Below are 15,731 nucleotides of genomic sequence, written 5' to 3'. Positions count from 1 at the left end.
ACATGAGCGGTGATTTTCTCGCCCTGGCGCAGCCGGGCGTACAACAACTTTCTCCATACGTCCCGGGCAAGCCTGTGGATGAGCTGGCGCGTGAGCTGGATATAGACCCGGCGACCATTGTCAAACTGGCGAGTAATGAAAACCCTTTGGGCGCGAGCCCCAAGGCGCTGGCAGCCATTCAAGGCGAGCTGGCCGAGCTGACGCGTTATCCAGACGGTAACGGCTTTGCTCTCAAGAGTCTGTTGTCTAGCCAGTGTGGCGTGCAACTGGACCAAGTCACGCTGGGTAATGGCTCGAACGATATTCTGGAGCTGGTCGCGCGCGCGTATCTGGCGCCGGGCTTGAATGCGGTCTTCAGTGAGCATGCGTTCGCTGTGTATCCAATCGTCACTCAGGCCGTGGGGGCTGATGCGCACGTGGTGCCAGCCACGGACTGGGGGCACGACCTTCAGGCCATGCTCAAGGCGATAGACAACAATACCCGTGTTGTTTTTATTGCGAACCCGAACAACCCAACGGGAACCTGGTTCGATGCAAATGCGCTGAATGAGTTTTTGCAGGATGTGCCTGAGCGCGTGCTGGTGGTGCTGGATGAGGCCTATATCGAGTACGCCGAGGGTGGCGAGCTGCCAGATGGTCTGGAGTTTCTCTCGGCTTACCCCAACCTGCTGGTTTCACGTACGTTCTCCAAGGCTTACGGCCTGGCAGCCTTGCGTGTGGGTTACGCGCTGTCGAGCGCCGTGGTGGCGGATATATTGAATCGCGTCCGTCAGCCCTTCAATGTGAATAGCTTTGCACTGGCTGCGGCCTGTGCCGCGCTGCAGGATGCCGACTATCTTGCAGAAAGCCGTCGTCTTAACGACGCGGGTATGCACCAACTACAGGAAGGCTTTCGCGAGTTGGGCCTGGGCTGGATTCCGTCCCGGGGCAATTTTATTGCGCTGGATCTCGGTCAGTTGGCCGCTCCTGTATATCAAGGCCTGTTGCGTGAAGGCGTCATTGTGCGCCCGGTGGCCAATTACGGCATGCCGAACCACTTGCGTATCACCATAGGTTTGCCGGCCGAGAATGCTCGCCTTCTTGAAGCGCTGGCCAAGGTCCTTGTTCGTGGTTGATGTCATGTCGTTGCAACCTGTTACACCTATTGTGGGGCGCCTGGTGGTTGTGGGTCTGGGCCTGATCGGTGGCTCCTTTGCCAAGGGCATGCGCGAAAGCGGATTATGCCGTGAGGTCGTGGGTGTCGATCTGAATGCAGTTTCGCGCGCTAGGGCGGTAGAGCTGGGCGTGGTCGATCGTTGTGAGTCTGACTTGGCTGCTGCGTGTGTCGGGGCCGATGTCATTCAGTTGGCGGTCCCGATTCTGGCCATGGAGAAAATGCTCGGTCTGCTGGCCGGCATGGATCTCGGTGATGCTGTACTGACCGATGTGGGCAGCGCCAAAGGCAATGTAGTGCGCGCTGCGACTCAAGCCTTTGGTGGTATGCCGGCGCGATTTGTGCCGGGTCATCCCATTGCCGGTTCTGAGCAAAGCGGGGTTGAGGCATCGAATGCCAGTTTGTTTGAGCGCCATAAAGTTATTTTGACGCCTGTAGCCCAGACCGATCCTGCAGCATTGGCCCTGATTGATACGCTGTGGCGTGCCCTTGGGGCTGATGTTGAGCATATGCAGGTTGAGCGCCACGACGAAGTTTTGGCAGCAACCAGCCATTTGCCGCATTTGCTGGCATTTGGCTTGGTGGACTCTCTTGCCAAGCGCAATGAGAATCTGGATATCTTTCGCTATGCAGCGGGAGGTTTTCGGGATTTCACAAGAATCGCCGGAAGCGACCCGGTAATGTGGCATGACATCTTTCTCGCAAATCGCGAAGCGGTGCTGCGCACATTAGATACATTTCGCACTGATCTCGACGCCTTGCGCGACGCGGTCGATGCAGGGGATGGGCATCAATTGCTGGGCGTTTTTACACGCGCACGTGTTGCTCGCGAGCATTTCAGTAAAATCCTGGCCCGCCGGGCATATGTGGACCCTATGAATTCAAATGATCTGATTTTCCTGGCAAATCCTGGTGGCCAAGTTTCTGGCCGTATTCGTGTACCAGGTGACAAATCCATCTCTCATCGTTCGATCATGCTCGGCTCGTTGGCTGAAGGCACGACCGAGGTTGAGGGTTTTCTGGAGGGCGAAGACGCACTGGCAACGCTGCAAGCGTTCCGCGACATGGGTGTGGTGATTGAAGGGCCAAATGAAGGTCGCGTTACCATTCATGGCGTTGGGCTACACGGCTTGAAAGCGCCGCCAGGGCCTATCTACCTGGGTAACTCGGGTACCTCGATGCGTTTGTTGTCCGGCTTGTTGGCCGCGCAAAACTTCGATACCACCCTGACGGGCGATGCTTCTCTGACCAAGCGTCCGATGAATCGCGTCGCCAATCCATTGCGCGAAATGGGCGCTGTCATTGAAACCGCGGCTGAAGGTCGTCCGCCAATGACCATCCGTGGTGGTCATACCCTTAAAGGGATGGATTACACCTTGCCGATGGCCAGTGCGCAGGTTAAGTCCTGCTTGCTGCTGGCGGGTCTCTATGCCGAAGGCAAAACATCGGTCACTGAGCCGGCGCCTACTCGCGACCATACCGAACGTATGCTGCAAGGCTTCGGCTACCCGGTTACGGTGAATGGCCCTACAGCTTCGGTTGAGTCTGGCCATAAGCTGACGGCGACTCATATTGAAGTGCCGGGTGATATCTCGTCTTCGGCTTTCTTTTTAGTGGCTGCATCGATTGCGCAAGGCTCTGACCTGTTGCTGGAGCATGTCGGCATAAACCCGACCCGCACAGGTGTTATCGACATTCTGCGTTTGATGGGGGCTGATATCACCCTTGAGAATCAGCGTGAGGTGGGCGGTGAGCCCGTTGCTGATCTGCGAGTGCGGGCGGCCAAGCTAAAAGGGATCGAAATTCCTGAAGCGCTTGTGCCGTTGGCCATTGATGAGTTCCCGGTATTGTTCGTGGCCGCTGCCGTGGCTGAAGGCAGAACGATTCTGCGCGGCGCAGAAGAGCTGCGAGTCAAGGAGTCTGATCGTATTCAGGTCATGGCGGACGGTTTGCTGGCTCTGGGTGTCAAGTGTGAGCCGACGCCGGATGGCATCATTATTGATGGCGGCACCATCGGTGGTGGTGAGGTGCACGGGCATGGTGATCATCGCATTGCGATGGCCTTCAGTGTGGCGTCCCTGCGTGCCACGGCACCGATACGTATCCATGATTGCGCCAATGTGGCGACTTCCTTCCCTAACTTCCTGGCACTGTGCAAGCAAGTTGGCATGCGGGTCGCTCAAGAGGCGCAGTCGTGAACAGCCCGGCACCGGTCATTACCATTGATGGGCCGAGCGGCTCAGGCAAGGGGACGGTAGCGGGGCGTCTGGCCAACGATTTGAAGTGGCGGTTGCTGGATTCGGGCGCCTTGTACCGTTTGCTTGCTTTCGCTGCGGCCAATCACGGCGTTGCGCTGGAAAACGAGCCTTTGCTGAGCAAATTGGCAGCGCATCTTGATGTGCAATTCGTCGGGGCGACGAATGGCAAGGCGGCGAGCATTATCCTGGAAGGCGATGATGTAACTCATTCCATCCGCAGTGAGCAAGTGGCGGCCGGAGCTTCAAAGGTGGCGGCGCTACCCGCTGTGCGCGCGGCTTTGCTCGAGCGTCAGCGTGCATTTCGTGAGTTGCCGGGGCTCGTGGCCGATGGTCGGGACATGGGTACAGTGGTTTTTCCCGACGCTCCGCTGAAGATTTTTCTGACGGCTAGCGCCGAGGAACGAGCGCGCCGCCGTTACTTGCAGTTGAAGGCCAAGGGCGATGATGTTAGTCTCCCGCGTCTGCTGAAAGAGATTCGTGCCCGTGATGAGCGTGACACGCAGCGTGCAATAGCCCCGCTCAAGCCGGCGGCTGATGCCATACAGCTGGACTCTACGGAGTTGTCAATCGAGCAGGTGCTTGAACGCATCATGAGTGAAATCGCACTTCGCGATATTGCCGGATGACCAAGAAAGCAGGCAGGAGACCAGAAATAGTCCTGTTTGCCTTCTTTTATATGAACGTAACCCACATTGTCTGGAGTGTGGCTGATGGGCGTATTCCTTCGCCCTTATTCAACAGGAATTAAAATGAGCGAAAGCTTTGCAGAACTCTTTGAAGAAAGCCTAAAAACCCTGAATCTTCAGGCAGGCTCTATCATCACCGCTATCATCGTTGATATCGATTACCAAGCTGGTTGGGTAACCGTTCACGCTGGTTTGAAGTCTGAAGGCCTCATCCCGCTGGAACAGTTCCACAACGACGCTGGCGAACTGAACATCAACATCGGTGATGAAGTTCACGTTGCGCTGGACGCGGTCGAAGACGGCTTTGGCGAAACCAAACTGTCCCGTGAAAAAGCCAAGCGCGCTGAATGCTGGATCGTTCTGGAAGCAGCCTTCGCAGCAGAAGAAGTGGTTAAGGGCGTTATCAACGGTAAGGTTAAAGGCGGCTTCACTGTCGACGTTAACGGCATCCGTGCGTTCCTGCCAGGTTCTCTGGTTGACGTTCGTCCAGTGCGCGACACCACGCACCTGGAAGGCAAAGAGCTGGAATTCAAGGTCATCAAGCTTGACCAGAAGCGCAACAACGTTGTTGTTTCGCGTCGCAGCGTTCTTGAAGCAGAGAACTCGGCTGAGCGTGAAGCTCTGCTGGAATCCCTGCAAGAAGGTCAGCAAGTTAAAGGTATCGTTAAAAACCTCACGGATTACGGCGCATTCGTCGATCTGGGTGGCGTCGATGGCCTGCTGCACATTACCGACATGGCTTGGAAGCGTATCAAGCATCCTTCCGAAATCGTCAACGTTGGCGACGAGATCGATGTCAAGGTTCTGAAGTACGATCGCGAGCGCAATCGTGTTTCCCTGGGCCTGAAGCAACTGGGTGAAGATCCATGGGTTGCTATCAAAGCTCGTTACCCAGAAGGTACTCGTGTTACCGCTCGTGTAACCAACCTGACCGACTACGGCTGCTTCGCTGAGCTGGAAGAAGGCGTTGAAGGTTTGGTACACGTTTCCGAAATGGACTGGACCAACAAAAACATCCACCCTTCGAAAGTCGTACAAGTCGGCGACGAAGTGGAAGTTATGGTTCTGGACATCGACGAAGAGCGTCGTCGTATCTCCCTGGGCATCAAGCAGTGCAAATCTAACCCGTGGGAAGATTTCTCTGGCCAGTTCAACAAGGGCGATAAAATCTCCGGCACCATCAAGTCGATCACCGATTTCGGTATCTTCATTGGTCTGGACGGCGGCATCGACGGCCTGGTTCACCTGTCCGACATCTCCTGGAACGAAGTGGGCGAAGAAGCCGTACGTCGTTTCAAGAAGGGCGACGAGCTGGACACCGTTATCCTGTCTGTTGATCCAGAGCGTGAGCGCATCTCCCTGGGTATCAAGCAGCTGGAAAGCGATCCGTTCTCCGAGTTCGTTCAAGAGAACGACAAAGGCGCAATCGTTAAGGGCATCGTGAAAGAAGTTGACGCTAAAGGCGCCATCATCACTTTGGCTCCGGATATCGAAGCGACTCTGAAAGCCTCCGAAATCAGCCGTGACCGCGTTGAAGACGCGCGCAACGTTCTGAAAGAAGGCGAAGAAGTAGAAGCCAAGATCATCAGCGTTGACCGCAAAAGCCGCGTAATCCAACTCTCCATTAAGTCGAAAGATGATGCTGAAGAGAAAGAAGCAATCCAGAGCCTGCGCGACAAGCCAGCTACCTCTGACATTGCTGCTGGTCCGACCACTCTGGGCGACCTGCTGCGTGCACAAATGGAAAAACAGAACTAAGTTCTGATTGACCATAGAAAAAGGGCGACTTCGGTCGCCCTTTTTTGTGTCTGAAATTTGAGATGCGCCGGTGTGGCGGCTGTGAGCGAGCGTGTACGGTGCTGCGCAATTGCAGGGGTAACCTTGTGAGCTTTGCGTTAGGCCGCATATAGCGTGTCTGGGAGAGTTCGAGAACTGCTCGGCTACGCTATGTAGGTCTGTCGGTGTGCGATAAAGAGCTGCTCACATGTTGCATCTGTTCTCGCAAAGATAGTCAAGTCCTGGGCTGTTCAAATTGTTGTGATCGTGCTAAAACCTTTGAAGCGCTGATCTAGCTGCTTGAAAAAGAAGGGAAAAATATGACGAAGTCGGAGTTGATCGAACGAATTGTCACCCATCAAGGGCTGCTCTCATCCAAAGATGTTGAGCTGGCTATCAAGACCATGCTTGAGCAAATGTCACAATGCCTGGCTACTGGAGATCGCATCGAGATCCGTGGTTTCGGCAGCTTCTCGCTACACTACAGAGCCCCCCGCGTGGGCCGAAACCCCAAGACCGGTCAGTCTGTGCGGCTCGACGGTAAATTCGTCCCGCATTTCAAGCCTGGCAAAGAGTTACGCGACCGCGTGAACGAAGACGAGGAAGACGACAATTGATCCTTGTGGGAAAAGGAGGCGCCCATGCATATTTTTAAAAAAGCTGTGTTGAGCGTTGTCGCTCTGCTGATTTTTTTTGGCGTGGTGATTTTTATTCTTGAAAATCAACAAACCACGTCTTTGACATTCCTTGGCTGGCACTCTCCGCCGCTATCGACTGCGCTCTTTTTTGTCGGTGCGTTGCTCGTCGGTCTGGCGATAGGTCCTCTTCTTGGCATGTTGGTTTACTGGCGCAAGCGAACCGCATTGAAGCGTGAGCTGCGCTCTAGCTAATGCTTTCTGGCAGGGTGTAGATTCAACTGGCTTGAGCGAGGTGCGAAAACTGGAGGTGACTTATACGAACGTCTCTATGGGCAGGGCGCCAGCCTTCTGTAGGAAGGGTCTTACGGGTGCGTGAGTTTCCAGTCAAGTCTTGTATTGTTTTGTAAAACTGGCAAAATCCGGTCTGTTCTCGATTGCCAGCTATTTTTGTGCTTCTTCAGGTGCGCAGTGACGCATTGCCTGCAGAAAAAAATATAAAAAAACGCACGTAAGAAAATTTCTGCATAACGAGCCCGCAGTTTCTTTTGAAGGCAGGCCTTTGTTGTGACAAGTATTTCTAATCTTCCCCGAAATTCTTCATCTGATGAAGTCGATCTGATTGCGTTGTTCCAAGCGATCTGGAAACAAAAGCTCATCATCATCGCAACCACGGCAGTGTGTGGGCTTCTTGCATTGATTTATGCCTATGCGGTGACCCCAGAATACAAAGTCACAAGCGTTCTGCGCCCAGCAGCGATCAATGAGCTGGACGCCTTGAACCGCTCGGGCGTGTATACGCTCCCGCCCAGCGAAGCCTTGCTTAAAGTCGGCGCCAGCCTTGAGTCTTATGATTCGCGCTTGAGCTTTTTTCGGGATAATCAGGAATTATTCGAAAAATTTAAAAAACCTGGGCGTTCCCTTGAGCAAAGCTTTGAGGAGTTCAACCGGGACTCTTTGAAGCTGAATCTACCAGATCCTAAAAAAGCCGATTCTCTGAGTTCATTCATCGGCCTGGAATTGAGCTATCCTCAAGGCGTTGATGGCGTTCAGATTCTTAACGGTTTTGTAGACTATGCTATCAATGCTGAGCGTGATCAGATCGCAGCTGACCTCAAAGTCATTGTGAATAACCGGCTCACTGAGCTTAAAGGCAAGATAAATGCCGCGCGCTCCAGCTACGAAAACGACAAGGAAGCACGCATTGCCTCTCTCGAAGAAGCCGATGCTCTGAAGCGCGCGCAATTGCAAGACGAGTTGAAAGCGCTACGTAATCAGCTCAAAGTTCAACGCACAGACAGAATGGCGCAATTGAGCGAAGCCATCGGCATCGCCAGATCTCTGGGTATTCAAAAGCCGACAACACCCTCTGCTTTAGGAGATTCTGCACGTAGCGGCGACTCCAGTATTATGCGCACCGAAATCACAAATCAACAAATCCCTTTGTACTTCATGGGTGTCGAGGCCCTTGAAGCAGAGCGGTTGGCTTTGCAGCAGCGTAAAACTGATGACTTCACTGAAGGGCGAATTGCTCAAATCGCTAGAGAATTGCAATTACTCCAAAGTAATCGCGAAGTTGAAGTGCTCAAGCAACGTCAAAACGAAGATGTATTTTTGCAAGGTGTTGAGCCGTTACGTGCTGAAGTCGTCAGGCTGAGCAATTTGAGCAATCTGGACTTCACCAATTTGAAGTTGGTGTCCATTGATCGTAAAGCTTTGGCTCCCACCGCACCTTTCAAACCGAAAAAGGCCCTCATATTGCTCCTTGGCTTGGTATTGGGTGGAATGCTGGGTGTGCTTATAGCGTTCGTGCGTCACTTACTGCACGCGCGTGTAGCGGGGGCTCATTCAACGATGGCGCCAGCATTGTCAGCAACACTCATTCGTTCGAACGAGGCGGGCCTTAGCGGAAAAACCTTGCAAAAAGATCGCTCCTGAAAAGCATTAAGGTCGGGTGATTAACGGCCTTAGTTGTGGACTAATTGCCTCTTCATGGAGCTGTATCGAGAGCAAGCTTATGCACTATCCGCACATCATTCACCATGGCGCCATCAATGGCGTCACCGGGTCATGCCATCAATTGCACATGGACGCGCAAAGCAGTGTGTTAATTGACTGTGGAATATTTCAAGGAAATGAGCCTGCGGCTGAAGAACGGGTGCGCAATATAGAGTTCTCCGTCCAAGGGATCGATGCGCTGATCGTGACTCACGTTCATGCAGATCATATTGGTCGAATTCCGTATTTGCTGGCTGCGGGTTTCGAGGGGCCGATTATTTGCAGCGAGCCATCGGCAAAGCTGCTGCCCTTGGTGCTGGAAGATGCATTCAAGCTTGAATTCAGTCGAGACACTCGCAACCTGGATCGCTATTTGCAGCGTGTACGGAAGCAAACAGTAGCGGTTCCATTTGGACAGTGGTTCCGCATTTCGCAGTCCGACACTTTGCAGGCGCGAATTCGTTTGCAAAGAGCAGGGCACATACTGGGTTCAGCCTATGTGGAATGCGATCTGACTTACCCGCAAACATGCATGAGCCAGCGCATCGTCTTCTCTGGAGACTTGGGTGCGCCCAATACGCCCTTATTACTTGGGCCACAATCGCCTGAGCGTGCCGATATTCTGATCTTGGAAAGCACCTACGGTGATCGACTGCACGAAGATCGAGTAAAGCGACAAGACCGGTTGGAGCGAGTGATCGATAAAGCTTTAGCCGATCAAGGCACACTTTTAATTCCGGCCTTCAGTTTGGGTCGCACCCAAGAGTTGCTCTACGAGATCGAAGACATCCTTCATCGTAAATCACTGTTGACACCTGCGGCCGTGAGCCTGGATGAGGATCAATCTCTACCGATCAACTGGCCGCAGCTGCCTGTCATAATCGATTCTCCATTGGCCAGTCGACTGACGGCTGCATACAGAGGGCTGGATATATATTGGAATGCTCACGCTCAACAGCGGCTTAAAGCGGGGAGAAGCCCTCTGAATTTCCAGCAGCTCATCACGGTTGACAGCCACGCCAAGCATTTGCAAGTGGTCAATTACCTAAGCAGTACAGGCCGTCCGGCGATCGTGATTGCTGCAAATGGTATGTGTTCGAACGGCCGAATTGTTAATTACCTCAAAGCCATGTTGGGTGATGAGAGGCATAATGTACTGTTTATGGGGTATCAAGCTCAGGGCACCCCAGGGGCCGCTATACAAAAGCATGGCCCAAAGGGTGGATATGTAGACCTGGAAGGTGAGCGCCATCGGATTTCGGCAGACATTACGACCCTTGGTGGTTACTCTGCGCATGCTGACCAATTAGACTTGCTCAACTTCGTGTCCGGCATGGACCACTGGCCAGAGCAGATAAGATTGGTGCACGGTGAAATATCAGCAAAGCAAGCATTGGCAGCGGAACTGCAAGTTCTTTACGGCACTCGAAATCTGCCGGTCGATGTATTGATACCTGCGAGCTGACCTCGCGAACATTATAAGAACTTAGCGGCTTGCTATAGGCAATGACAAGCGCAATAGCAAACCAAGGAAGACGCAGAATGAACGGTCAATGGACATAACTACCGTCGCACCTCACACCTCGGTCGCCTCAAAGCTTGGGGATTGGTACCTGGTGCAGTGCAAGCCAAAGCAGGATGAGCGCGCAGAAGAAAACCTTATGCGTCAAGGCTACGAATGCTCTCGCCCCGTATGCAGTCGTGAAAGACTGCTGCGGGGTAAGCGTCAGCTTGTTCAAGAATCCTTATTTCCGGGTTATCTATTCATTCATATGCCTCTTGGCGCAAACTGGGCGCCCTTACGCTCTAGTCGCGGCGTTGCCCGAGTGGTTGCCTTTGGCGGTCAGCCCTTACCCGTCAGCCAGCAACTGGTAGAGCAATTGCAAGCCCGCGCGCAATCCAGCGTGCTGTGCGCATTCAAACCCGGCGAAACAGTGACATTGAACGATGAAGGGTATGCAGGCATAGAGTCGATTTTCATGTCCATGGACGGTGAGGAGCGCGTCATCCTCCTTATCAATCTGATGAACCGGCAGCAACAGATCAGTATGCCTTTGGCTTCTATCACCAATAGCTAAGCAGTACTCGGGTATCGAGCCCGGGCAATGATGAAACTCCCAGTCCTCAGGAAATTGACGATCAATCCTGGGGCGGTAGCGTGTCTAAAGAATTGAATTCTGTCGCTTGAAGGCATGTCAGGCGACAACCGCATATTAGTTAAGGAAGAGCTAGTTAGATGAGCACCATAAAACGTAAAGGTATTATTCTCGCCGGCGGTTCAGGTACGCGCCTGCACCCGCTCACACTGGGCGTGTCGAAACAAATGCTGCCGATCTATGACAAGCCCATGATTTTCTACCCGCTGTCTGTGCTGATGCTAGCGGGAATGCAAGAAATCCTGATCATCTCGACGCCTGAAGATTTACCGTGCTTTAAAAAATTGCTGGGCGATGGTAGCCAATACGGGATCGAACTCAGCTACGCCGAACAGCCTAGCCCTGATGGTTTGGCGCAAGCTTTTATCATTGGCGAAGAGTTTATTGGTCAAGATCCTGTATGCCTCATTCTTGGGGATAACATTTTTTACGGTCAACACTTCTCTGATAATTTGCGCTCTGCCATGTCGCAAGAGAGTGGGGCAACCGTATTCGGTTACCACGTATCCGATCCGGAACGTTTTGGTGTGGTTGAATTTGATAGCACAGGTCGCGCGCTAAGCATCGAAGAGAAACCGTCTGCGCCGAAATCAAACTATGCCGTGACTGGTTTGTATTTCTACGATAATCAAGTTGTCGAAATTGCTAAAAATATCAAACCCTCTGCACGGGGTGAACTCGAAATCACTGATGTGAACCGCGTATACCTCGAGCAAAAGAACCTGACAGTGGAAATGTTAGGTCGTGGTTTTGCATGGTTAGATACCGGCACTCACGAGTCTCTGCTTGAAGCCAGTCACTTCGTGCATACCATCGAACATCGGCAGGGTTTGAAGGTGGCATGTTTGGAAGAAATTGCTTTTAATAGTCGCTGGATTACACCTGAAAAATTGGGTGAGCAAGCTGAGAAGTTGAAGAAAACGGGTTACGGACAATACCTTCAAAAACTCTTGAAGGATACTATTTGATTATGAAAATAACACGAACTTCAATTGCAGATGTTCTGATTATCGAACCGACTGTATTTAGTGACGATCGCGGCTGGTTTATGGAGAGCTTCAATGAAGAACATTTCAATTCTAGACTTTCAGCATTAGGCTTGCCAGTGCCCAATACATTTGTGCAGGATAATCATTCTAGCTCAAAGCGCTCAGTCCTTCGGGGTTTGCATTATCAACTAGCACCACATGCTCAAGGTAAATTGGTCCGAGTTGTCAAAGGTTCAGCTTTTGATGTGGCAGTTGATATTCGCGAAAACTCGCCAACTTACTTAAAATGTGTCGGGTTGGAATTGAATGACTCTAATAAAAAAATGCTGTGGATTCCTGAGGGCTTCGCACACGGATTTTTAGCGCTAGAAGATGATACTCATTTCTTATATAAAACTACTGGCTACTACCATAAAGAGTCAGAGCGCTCAATCTTGTGGAATGATTCAAAGCTGGATATTCAATGGCCGCAGCTGGATAGTTATATAATAAGTCAAAAAGATCGTGAAGCTCCCCGGTTAACATGATATGAACGATTGGGCAACACAAATGAAACTGTGTTGCCCAACAGGATTGCTTAAGTTAAAGAGTAAAGGATAACGCCTTTTCATGATAAGTTTTTTGAATTTGAAAAAAATTAATGACTCCTTCGGCGATGAGTTGAAGGCAGCTTGCTTGCGAGTCATTGATTCAGGTTGGTATATCTGTGGAAAAGAGCTTGTTAAATTCGAAGATGAGTTCGCATCTTATTGTGGCGCTAAATATTGTATTGGAGTCGCGAACGGTCTAGATGCTTTAACATTGACCTTAAGGGCCTGGAAAGAATTAGGCTACCTTAAAAGCGGCGACGAGGTAATCGTTCCATCTAATACGTATATTGCGAGTATATTGGCGATCTCTCAAACTGGTTTAGTTCCAGTTTTAGTAGAGCCAAATGTATCAACATTCAATATAGAAGCAGATCAGATTGAACTGGCGATAACAGCAAAAACCAAAGCAATATTAGTAGTTCACCTGTACGGTCGTATTGCGCAAATGAGTTCTATTATGGAGGTTGCCAAGCGCTATAGTTTGAAAGTGCTCGAGGACTCCGCTCAATCACATGGGGCACACATTGATGGTAAGAGAGCTGGTAATTGGGGAGATGCCTCTGGATTCAGCTTTTACCCCGGAAAAAATTTAGGAGCATTGGGGGATGGTGGTGCAATAACTACCAATGATGCCATTTTGGCACAAACACTAAAAGCTTTGCGTAATTACGGTTCACACGTAAAGTATGAAAATATCTATCAAGGCGTCAACAGTCGCTTAGATGAATTGCAAGCTGCCGTTCTTAGTGTGAAATTAAAGACGCTGGATTTAACGAATCAAACTAGAAATCGTATTGCATCAGCTTACTTAGCTGGAATAAAAAATGAATTATTATGTTTGCCGGAATCTGGTGAAGAGGGGCAGCATGTGTGGCATCTATTTGTCATCCGCTGTGTTTATCGCTCAGAATTAATTGCGCACCTAAAGAACCTAGGCATCGAAACACTTATCCATTATCCAGTTCCACCTCATAAACAACATGCTTATGCTGAATTAAACCATTTATCTCTACCTATCGCGGAAAAACTGCATGATGAGGTTCTCAGCATACCGTTAGATTGGACACTTAATGATGAGGACGTCAGCGCAATAATAGCCGCCTGTAACTCTTTCAAGGCCAAAGAGATTCAGTAATATGTCAATGCTCAAAACAAGTGCTCTGAATGCAATTGCTGTAATAGTTAAAATGTGCACAATGTTGGGCATCAATAAAGTTCTAGCTATCTATGTAGGTCCGGCAGGATATGCAGCGTTGGGGCAATTGCAAAATGCAATTACCATGATAACGACTCTTTCGAGTGGAGCTGTTAATACAGGTGTTACAAAGTATACTGCAGAATATCATGCAGACGAAAAGCGTCAATTTGAGGTATGGCGAACTGCAAGTTTGTTAGCTGCCATTGGGTCCATTCTTTCTGGAATCTTTGTAGCGATATATAGCGAGGAAATGGCAGTATATTTTTTTAACCGTACAGACTACAGCAGCGTCTTTATATGGGTTGCTTTATCCCTTGTTTTCTTTACATTTAATGCGCTTTTGCTTGCTGTTATAAATGGTAAGAAATGCATAGAACAGTATATTAAGGCAAACATATCAGGAAGTATCCTTTCTCTGGTAGTAACGTCACTACTCGCTTGGAAAATGGGCTTATATGGAGCTTTAGTTGCGCTTGGCATCTACCAGGGCCTAGCTTTCTTTGCGACATTCTATTTTTGTAAAGATGCTCAATGGTTTAAGGTTGAAAATTTTGTAGGGAGATTTGATAGACGATCGGCTATCAATCTTTCAAAATTTGCGGCGATGGCTATTACCTCGGCCGCGTGTATACCGGTCGCTCAAATATTAATTAGAAGGCATTTGATCGAAGTATTCGGACCTGAATCTGCTGGCTACTGGGAAGCAATGTGGCGTTTGAGTAGTGCTTATTTGATGTTAGCTACTACAACTTTAAGTGTTTATTATTTGCCACGTCTTTCCGAGCTTCAGACAGCAAAGGAGATTGTTCGAGAGGTTATATCTGGCTATAAAATAATTTTGCCACTATGTATCGCAGGTTGTGCCGTAATATTCATTTTAAGGGATGTTGTAATCAATGTTTTGTTTACACCTGAGTTCATACCAATGCGCAGTTTATTTGCGTGGCAACTTATTGGTGATGTGATGAAGATAGGTAGCTGGCTGCTTGCATTTATTATGTTAGGGAAGGCTATGGTCAAACTTTACATTGCTACAGAAATTGCATTTTCTGCAACTTTTTATTTTTCAGTTTTGTACTTTACTGAAAAGCATGGTTTGGTTGGCGTTACCGAAGCTTACGCCTTTAATTATTTTATCTATTGGATTGTGATCGGCGTAAGTGTGGCATACATATTTAAAAGCAACAAAAAAAAAGGTGAAATACTAAGTAGTGAGGTCTCATGAAAATCTTGATACCAATTCTATCTTTTTCCAGTGCAGGTGGAATGCGAGTTTTATCAAAGCTTGCTGACGCAATGATTGACCAAGGGCATCAAGTGGAATTTTTAGCTTCACACTTGATTAATGAGCCTTATTACCCTACAAAGGCGAAAATTATAAAATTTAGAAATGTATGCACGAAAATTCCTGTTATCAGAGGTTTGTCTAATCTATTTGGCATGTTCAATTATTTGCGTGTGAACAAATCCAATTATGATGTAGTTTTGTCAAACTACAACCTAACAGCTTTTCCTGTATTTTTATCTACATTGGGTACAGGGAAAGGGTATTATTATATTCAAGCGTATGAGCCGGAATTTTATAATAAGAAAACTATAATTGGGCTGATTAGTTATACCCTTGCGTCGCTATCATATAAGCTGCCACTCAAGAAAGTTGTAAATAGCCCTATTTACAAAAATTTTAAATGCTTGAATGCGGAATATGTAGTTGAGCCTGGTATTGATCTCGATATTTTCCATTATGATCCTAAAGAACGCAATGAAGGGGTGATAAACATTGGTTGCATAGGAAGAAAGTTAAAATGGAAGGGTACACTTGAGATCATCCAAGCCGTAAACAACGTAAGACAAATGACAGGTATAAACTTAGCGCTAACAGTTGCCTTCGAGCTTCCGGATGGTGTTACAGAAGATGATTATAGCTTTGTTCATTTGGTCAAGCCTCATGGGGATGAGAACCTGGGTGCTTTTTATAGAAGCGTAGAGCTGTTCATTGCCACGGGTTTAATTCAGGATGGTGCATTTCATTATCCGTGCCTCGAGTCAATGGCCAGTGGTTGTGTAGTGATCTCAAACTATGGGCCTGCAGATGAAAATAATGCTCTTCTCATAAGGTTAACCACAGTAGATAAGATTCAGACTGAAATTTTACGCTACTTAAATTTCACAGCCGAAGACATATCAAGAATTCGTAAACTGGGTCGTGAAGTCTCTGCACAGTTTAGTTGGAGTAATACTGCACGTAAGATGGAATATTTTTTAAATAAACCTAATTCGTGAATTCAATTT

The 15,731-nt window shown here is 49.3% G+C and carries 14 protein-coding genes; all 14 read left to right on the top strand.

The features are described from left to right. The first annotated feature begins 2 nt into the window (after nucleotides 1–2). Complete coding sequence (hisC, locus tag FJD38_RS01570) at nucleotides 3–1,115, top strand: histidinol-phosphate transaminase (RefSeq protein ID WP_146383746.1); 1,113 nt, start codon at nucleotides 3–5, stop codon at nucleotides 1,113–1,115. A gap of 28 nt (nucleotides 1,116–1,143) precedes the next feature. Further along, nucleotides 1,144–3,351 (top strand): bifunctional prephenate dehydrogenase/3-phosphoshikimate 1-carboxyvinyltransferase, encoded by a 2,208-nt coding sequence (locus FJD38_RS01565; protein WP_146384593.1) that lies wholly within the window; start codon nucleotides 1,144–1,146, stop codon nucleotides 3,349–3,351. Further along, entirely contained in the window at nucleotides 3,348–4,037 is a 690-nt protein-coding gene (gene cmk, locus FJD38_RS01560; protein ID WP_146383745.1) for a (d)CMP kinase, read from the top strand. The genes FJD38_RS01565 and cmk overlap by 4 nt, the downstream gene beginning before the upstream one ends. A 123-nt stretch (nucleotides 4,038–4,160) precedes the next feature. Then, the gene (gene rpsA / locus FJD38_RS01555; RefSeq protein ID WP_122783295.1) at nucleotides 4,161–5,855 is read left to right on the top strand and encodes a 30S ribosomal protein S1; all 1,695 of its coding nucleotides are present in this window, start codon (nucleotides 4,161–4,163) and stop codon (nucleotides 5,853–5,855) included. 338 nt (nucleotides 5,856–6,193) lie between these two features. Next, entirely contained in the window at nucleotides 6,194–6,490 is a 297-nt protein-coding gene (ihfB, locus tag FJD38_RS01550) for an integration host factor subunit beta (RefSeq protein ID WP_122783296.1), read from the top strand. A gap of 24 nt (nucleotides 6,491–6,514) precedes the next feature. Continuing rightward, nucleotides 6,515–6,763, top strand: a complete 249-nt coding sequence (locus tag FJD38_RS01545) for a lipopolysaccharide assembly protein LapA domain-containing protein (RefSeq protein ID WP_146383744.1) — start codon at nucleotides 6,515–6,517, stop codon at nucleotides 6,761–6,763. 312 nt (nucleotides 6,764–7,075) lie between these two features. Next, nucleotides 7,076–8,446, top strand: a complete 1,371-nt coding sequence (locus tag FJD38_RS01540; protein WP_146383743.1) for a Wzz/FepE/Etk N-terminal domain-containing protein — start codon at nucleotides 7,076–7,078, stop codon at nucleotides 8,444–8,446. Nucleotides 8,447–8,525: 79 nt separating this feature from the next. Further along, the gene (locus tag FJD38_RS01535; RefSeq protein ID WP_146383742.1) at nucleotides 8,526–9,971 is read left to right on the top strand and encodes an MBL fold metallo-hydrolase; all 1,446 of its coding nucleotides are present in this window, start codon (nucleotides 8,526–8,528) and stop codon (nucleotides 9,969–9,971) included. 88 nt (nucleotides 9,972–10,059) lie between these two features. Then, entirely contained in the window at nucleotides 10,060–10,584 is a 525-nt protein-coding gene (rfaH, locus tag FJD38_RS01530) for a transcription/translation regulatory transformer protein RfaH (RefSeq protein WP_146383741.1), read from the top strand. A 158-nt stretch (nucleotides 10,585–10,742) separates the two neighbouring features. Continuing rightward, complete coding sequence (gene rfbA / locus FJD38_RS01525) at nucleotides 10,743–11,630, top strand: glucose-1-phosphate thymidylyltransferase RfbA (protein ID WP_146383740.1); 888 nt, start codon at nucleotides 10,743–10,745, stop codon at nucleotides 11,628–11,630. Between the two features lie 2 nt (nucleotides 11,631–11,632). Then, complete coding sequence (rfbC, locus tag FJD38_RS01520; RefSeq protein ID WP_146383739.1) at nucleotides 11,633–12,178, top strand: dTDP-4-dehydrorhamnose 3,5-epimerase; 546 nt, start codon at nucleotides 11,633–11,635, stop codon at nucleotides 12,176–12,178. Between the two features lie 82 nt (nucleotides 12,179–12,260). Continuing rightward, on the top strand, nucleotides 12,261–13,376 hold the full coding sequence (locus FJD38_RS01515; protein ID WP_146383738.1) for a DegT/DnrJ/EryC1/StrS family aminotransferase: 1,116 nt from the start codon (nucleotides 12,261–12,263) through the stop codon (nucleotides 13,374–13,376). A 1-nt stretch (nucleotide 13,377) separates the two neighbouring features. Next, nucleotides 13,378–14,664: an O-antigen translocase gene (locus FJD38_RS01510; protein WP_146383737.1), complete on the top strand. Its 1,287-nt coding sequence runs from the start codon at nucleotides 13,378–13,380 to the stop codon at nucleotides 14,662–14,664. Continuing rightward, entirely contained in the window at nucleotides 14,661–15,722 is a 1,062-nt protein-coding gene (locus tag FJD38_RS01505; protein WP_146383736.1) for a glycosyltransferase family 4 protein, read from the top strand. The genes FJD38_RS01510 and FJD38_RS01505 overlap by 4 nt, the downstream gene beginning before the upstream one ends. Nucleotides 15,723–15,731 lie beyond the last annotated feature (9 nt).

Origin of the sequence: Pseudomonas saxonica, from assembly GCF_007858365.1 — a bacterium.
GTDB lineage: Bacteria > Pseudomonadota > Gammaproteobacteria > Pseudomonadales > Pseudomonadaceae > Aquipseudomonas > Aquipseudomonas saxonica.
This window is presented reverse-complemented; position numbering and strand designations above follow the sequence as displayed.

What these genes read in the sequence shown, in the direction of transcription:
- hisC (WP_146383746.1), top strand. Translation starts at nt 3, where the DNA reads ATGAGCGGTGATTTTCTCGCCCTGGCGCAGCCGGGCGTACAACAACTT.
- rpsA (WP_122783295.1), top strand. Translation starts at nt 4,161, where the DNA reads ATGAGCGAAAGCTTTGCAGAACTCTTTGAAGAAAGCCTAAAAACCCTG.
- ihfB (WP_122783296.1), top strand. Translation starts at nt 6,194, where the DNA reads ATGACGAAGTCGGAGTTGATCGAACGAATTGTCACCCATCAAGGGCTG.
- FJD38_RS01545 (WP_146383744.1), top strand. Translation starts at nt 6,515, where the DNA reads ATGCATATTTTTAAAAAAGCTGTGTTGAGCGTTGTCGCTCTGCTGATT.
- FJD38_RS01535 (WP_146383742.1), top strand. Translation starts at nt 8,526, where the DNA reads ATGCACTATCCGCACATCATTCACCATGGCGCCATCAATGGCGTCACC.
- rfaH (WP_146383741.1), top strand. Translation starts at nt 10,060, where the DNA reads ATGGACATAACTACCGTCGCACCTCACACCTCGGTCGCCTCAAAGCTT.
- rfbA (WP_146383740.1), top strand. Translation starts at nt 10,743, where the DNA reads ATGAGCACCATAAAACGTAAAGGTATTATTCTCGCCGGCGGTTCAGGT.
- rfbC (WP_146383739.1), top strand. Translation starts at nt 11,633, where the DNA reads ATGAAAATAACACGAACTTCAATTGCAGATGTTCTGATTATCGAACCG.
- FJD38_RS01515 (WP_146383738.1), top strand. Translation starts at nt 12,261, where the DNA reads ATGATAAGTTTTTTGAATTTGAAAAAAATTAATGACTCCTTCGGCGAT.
- FJD38_RS01510 (WP_146383737.1), top strand. Translation starts at nt 13,378, where the DNA reads ATGTCAATGCTCAAAACAAGTGCTCTGAATGCAATTGCTGTAATAGTT.
- FJD38_RS01505 (WP_146383736.1), top strand. Translation starts at nt 14,661, where the DNA reads ATGAAAATCTTGATACCAATTCTATCTTTTTCCAGTGCAGGTGGAATG.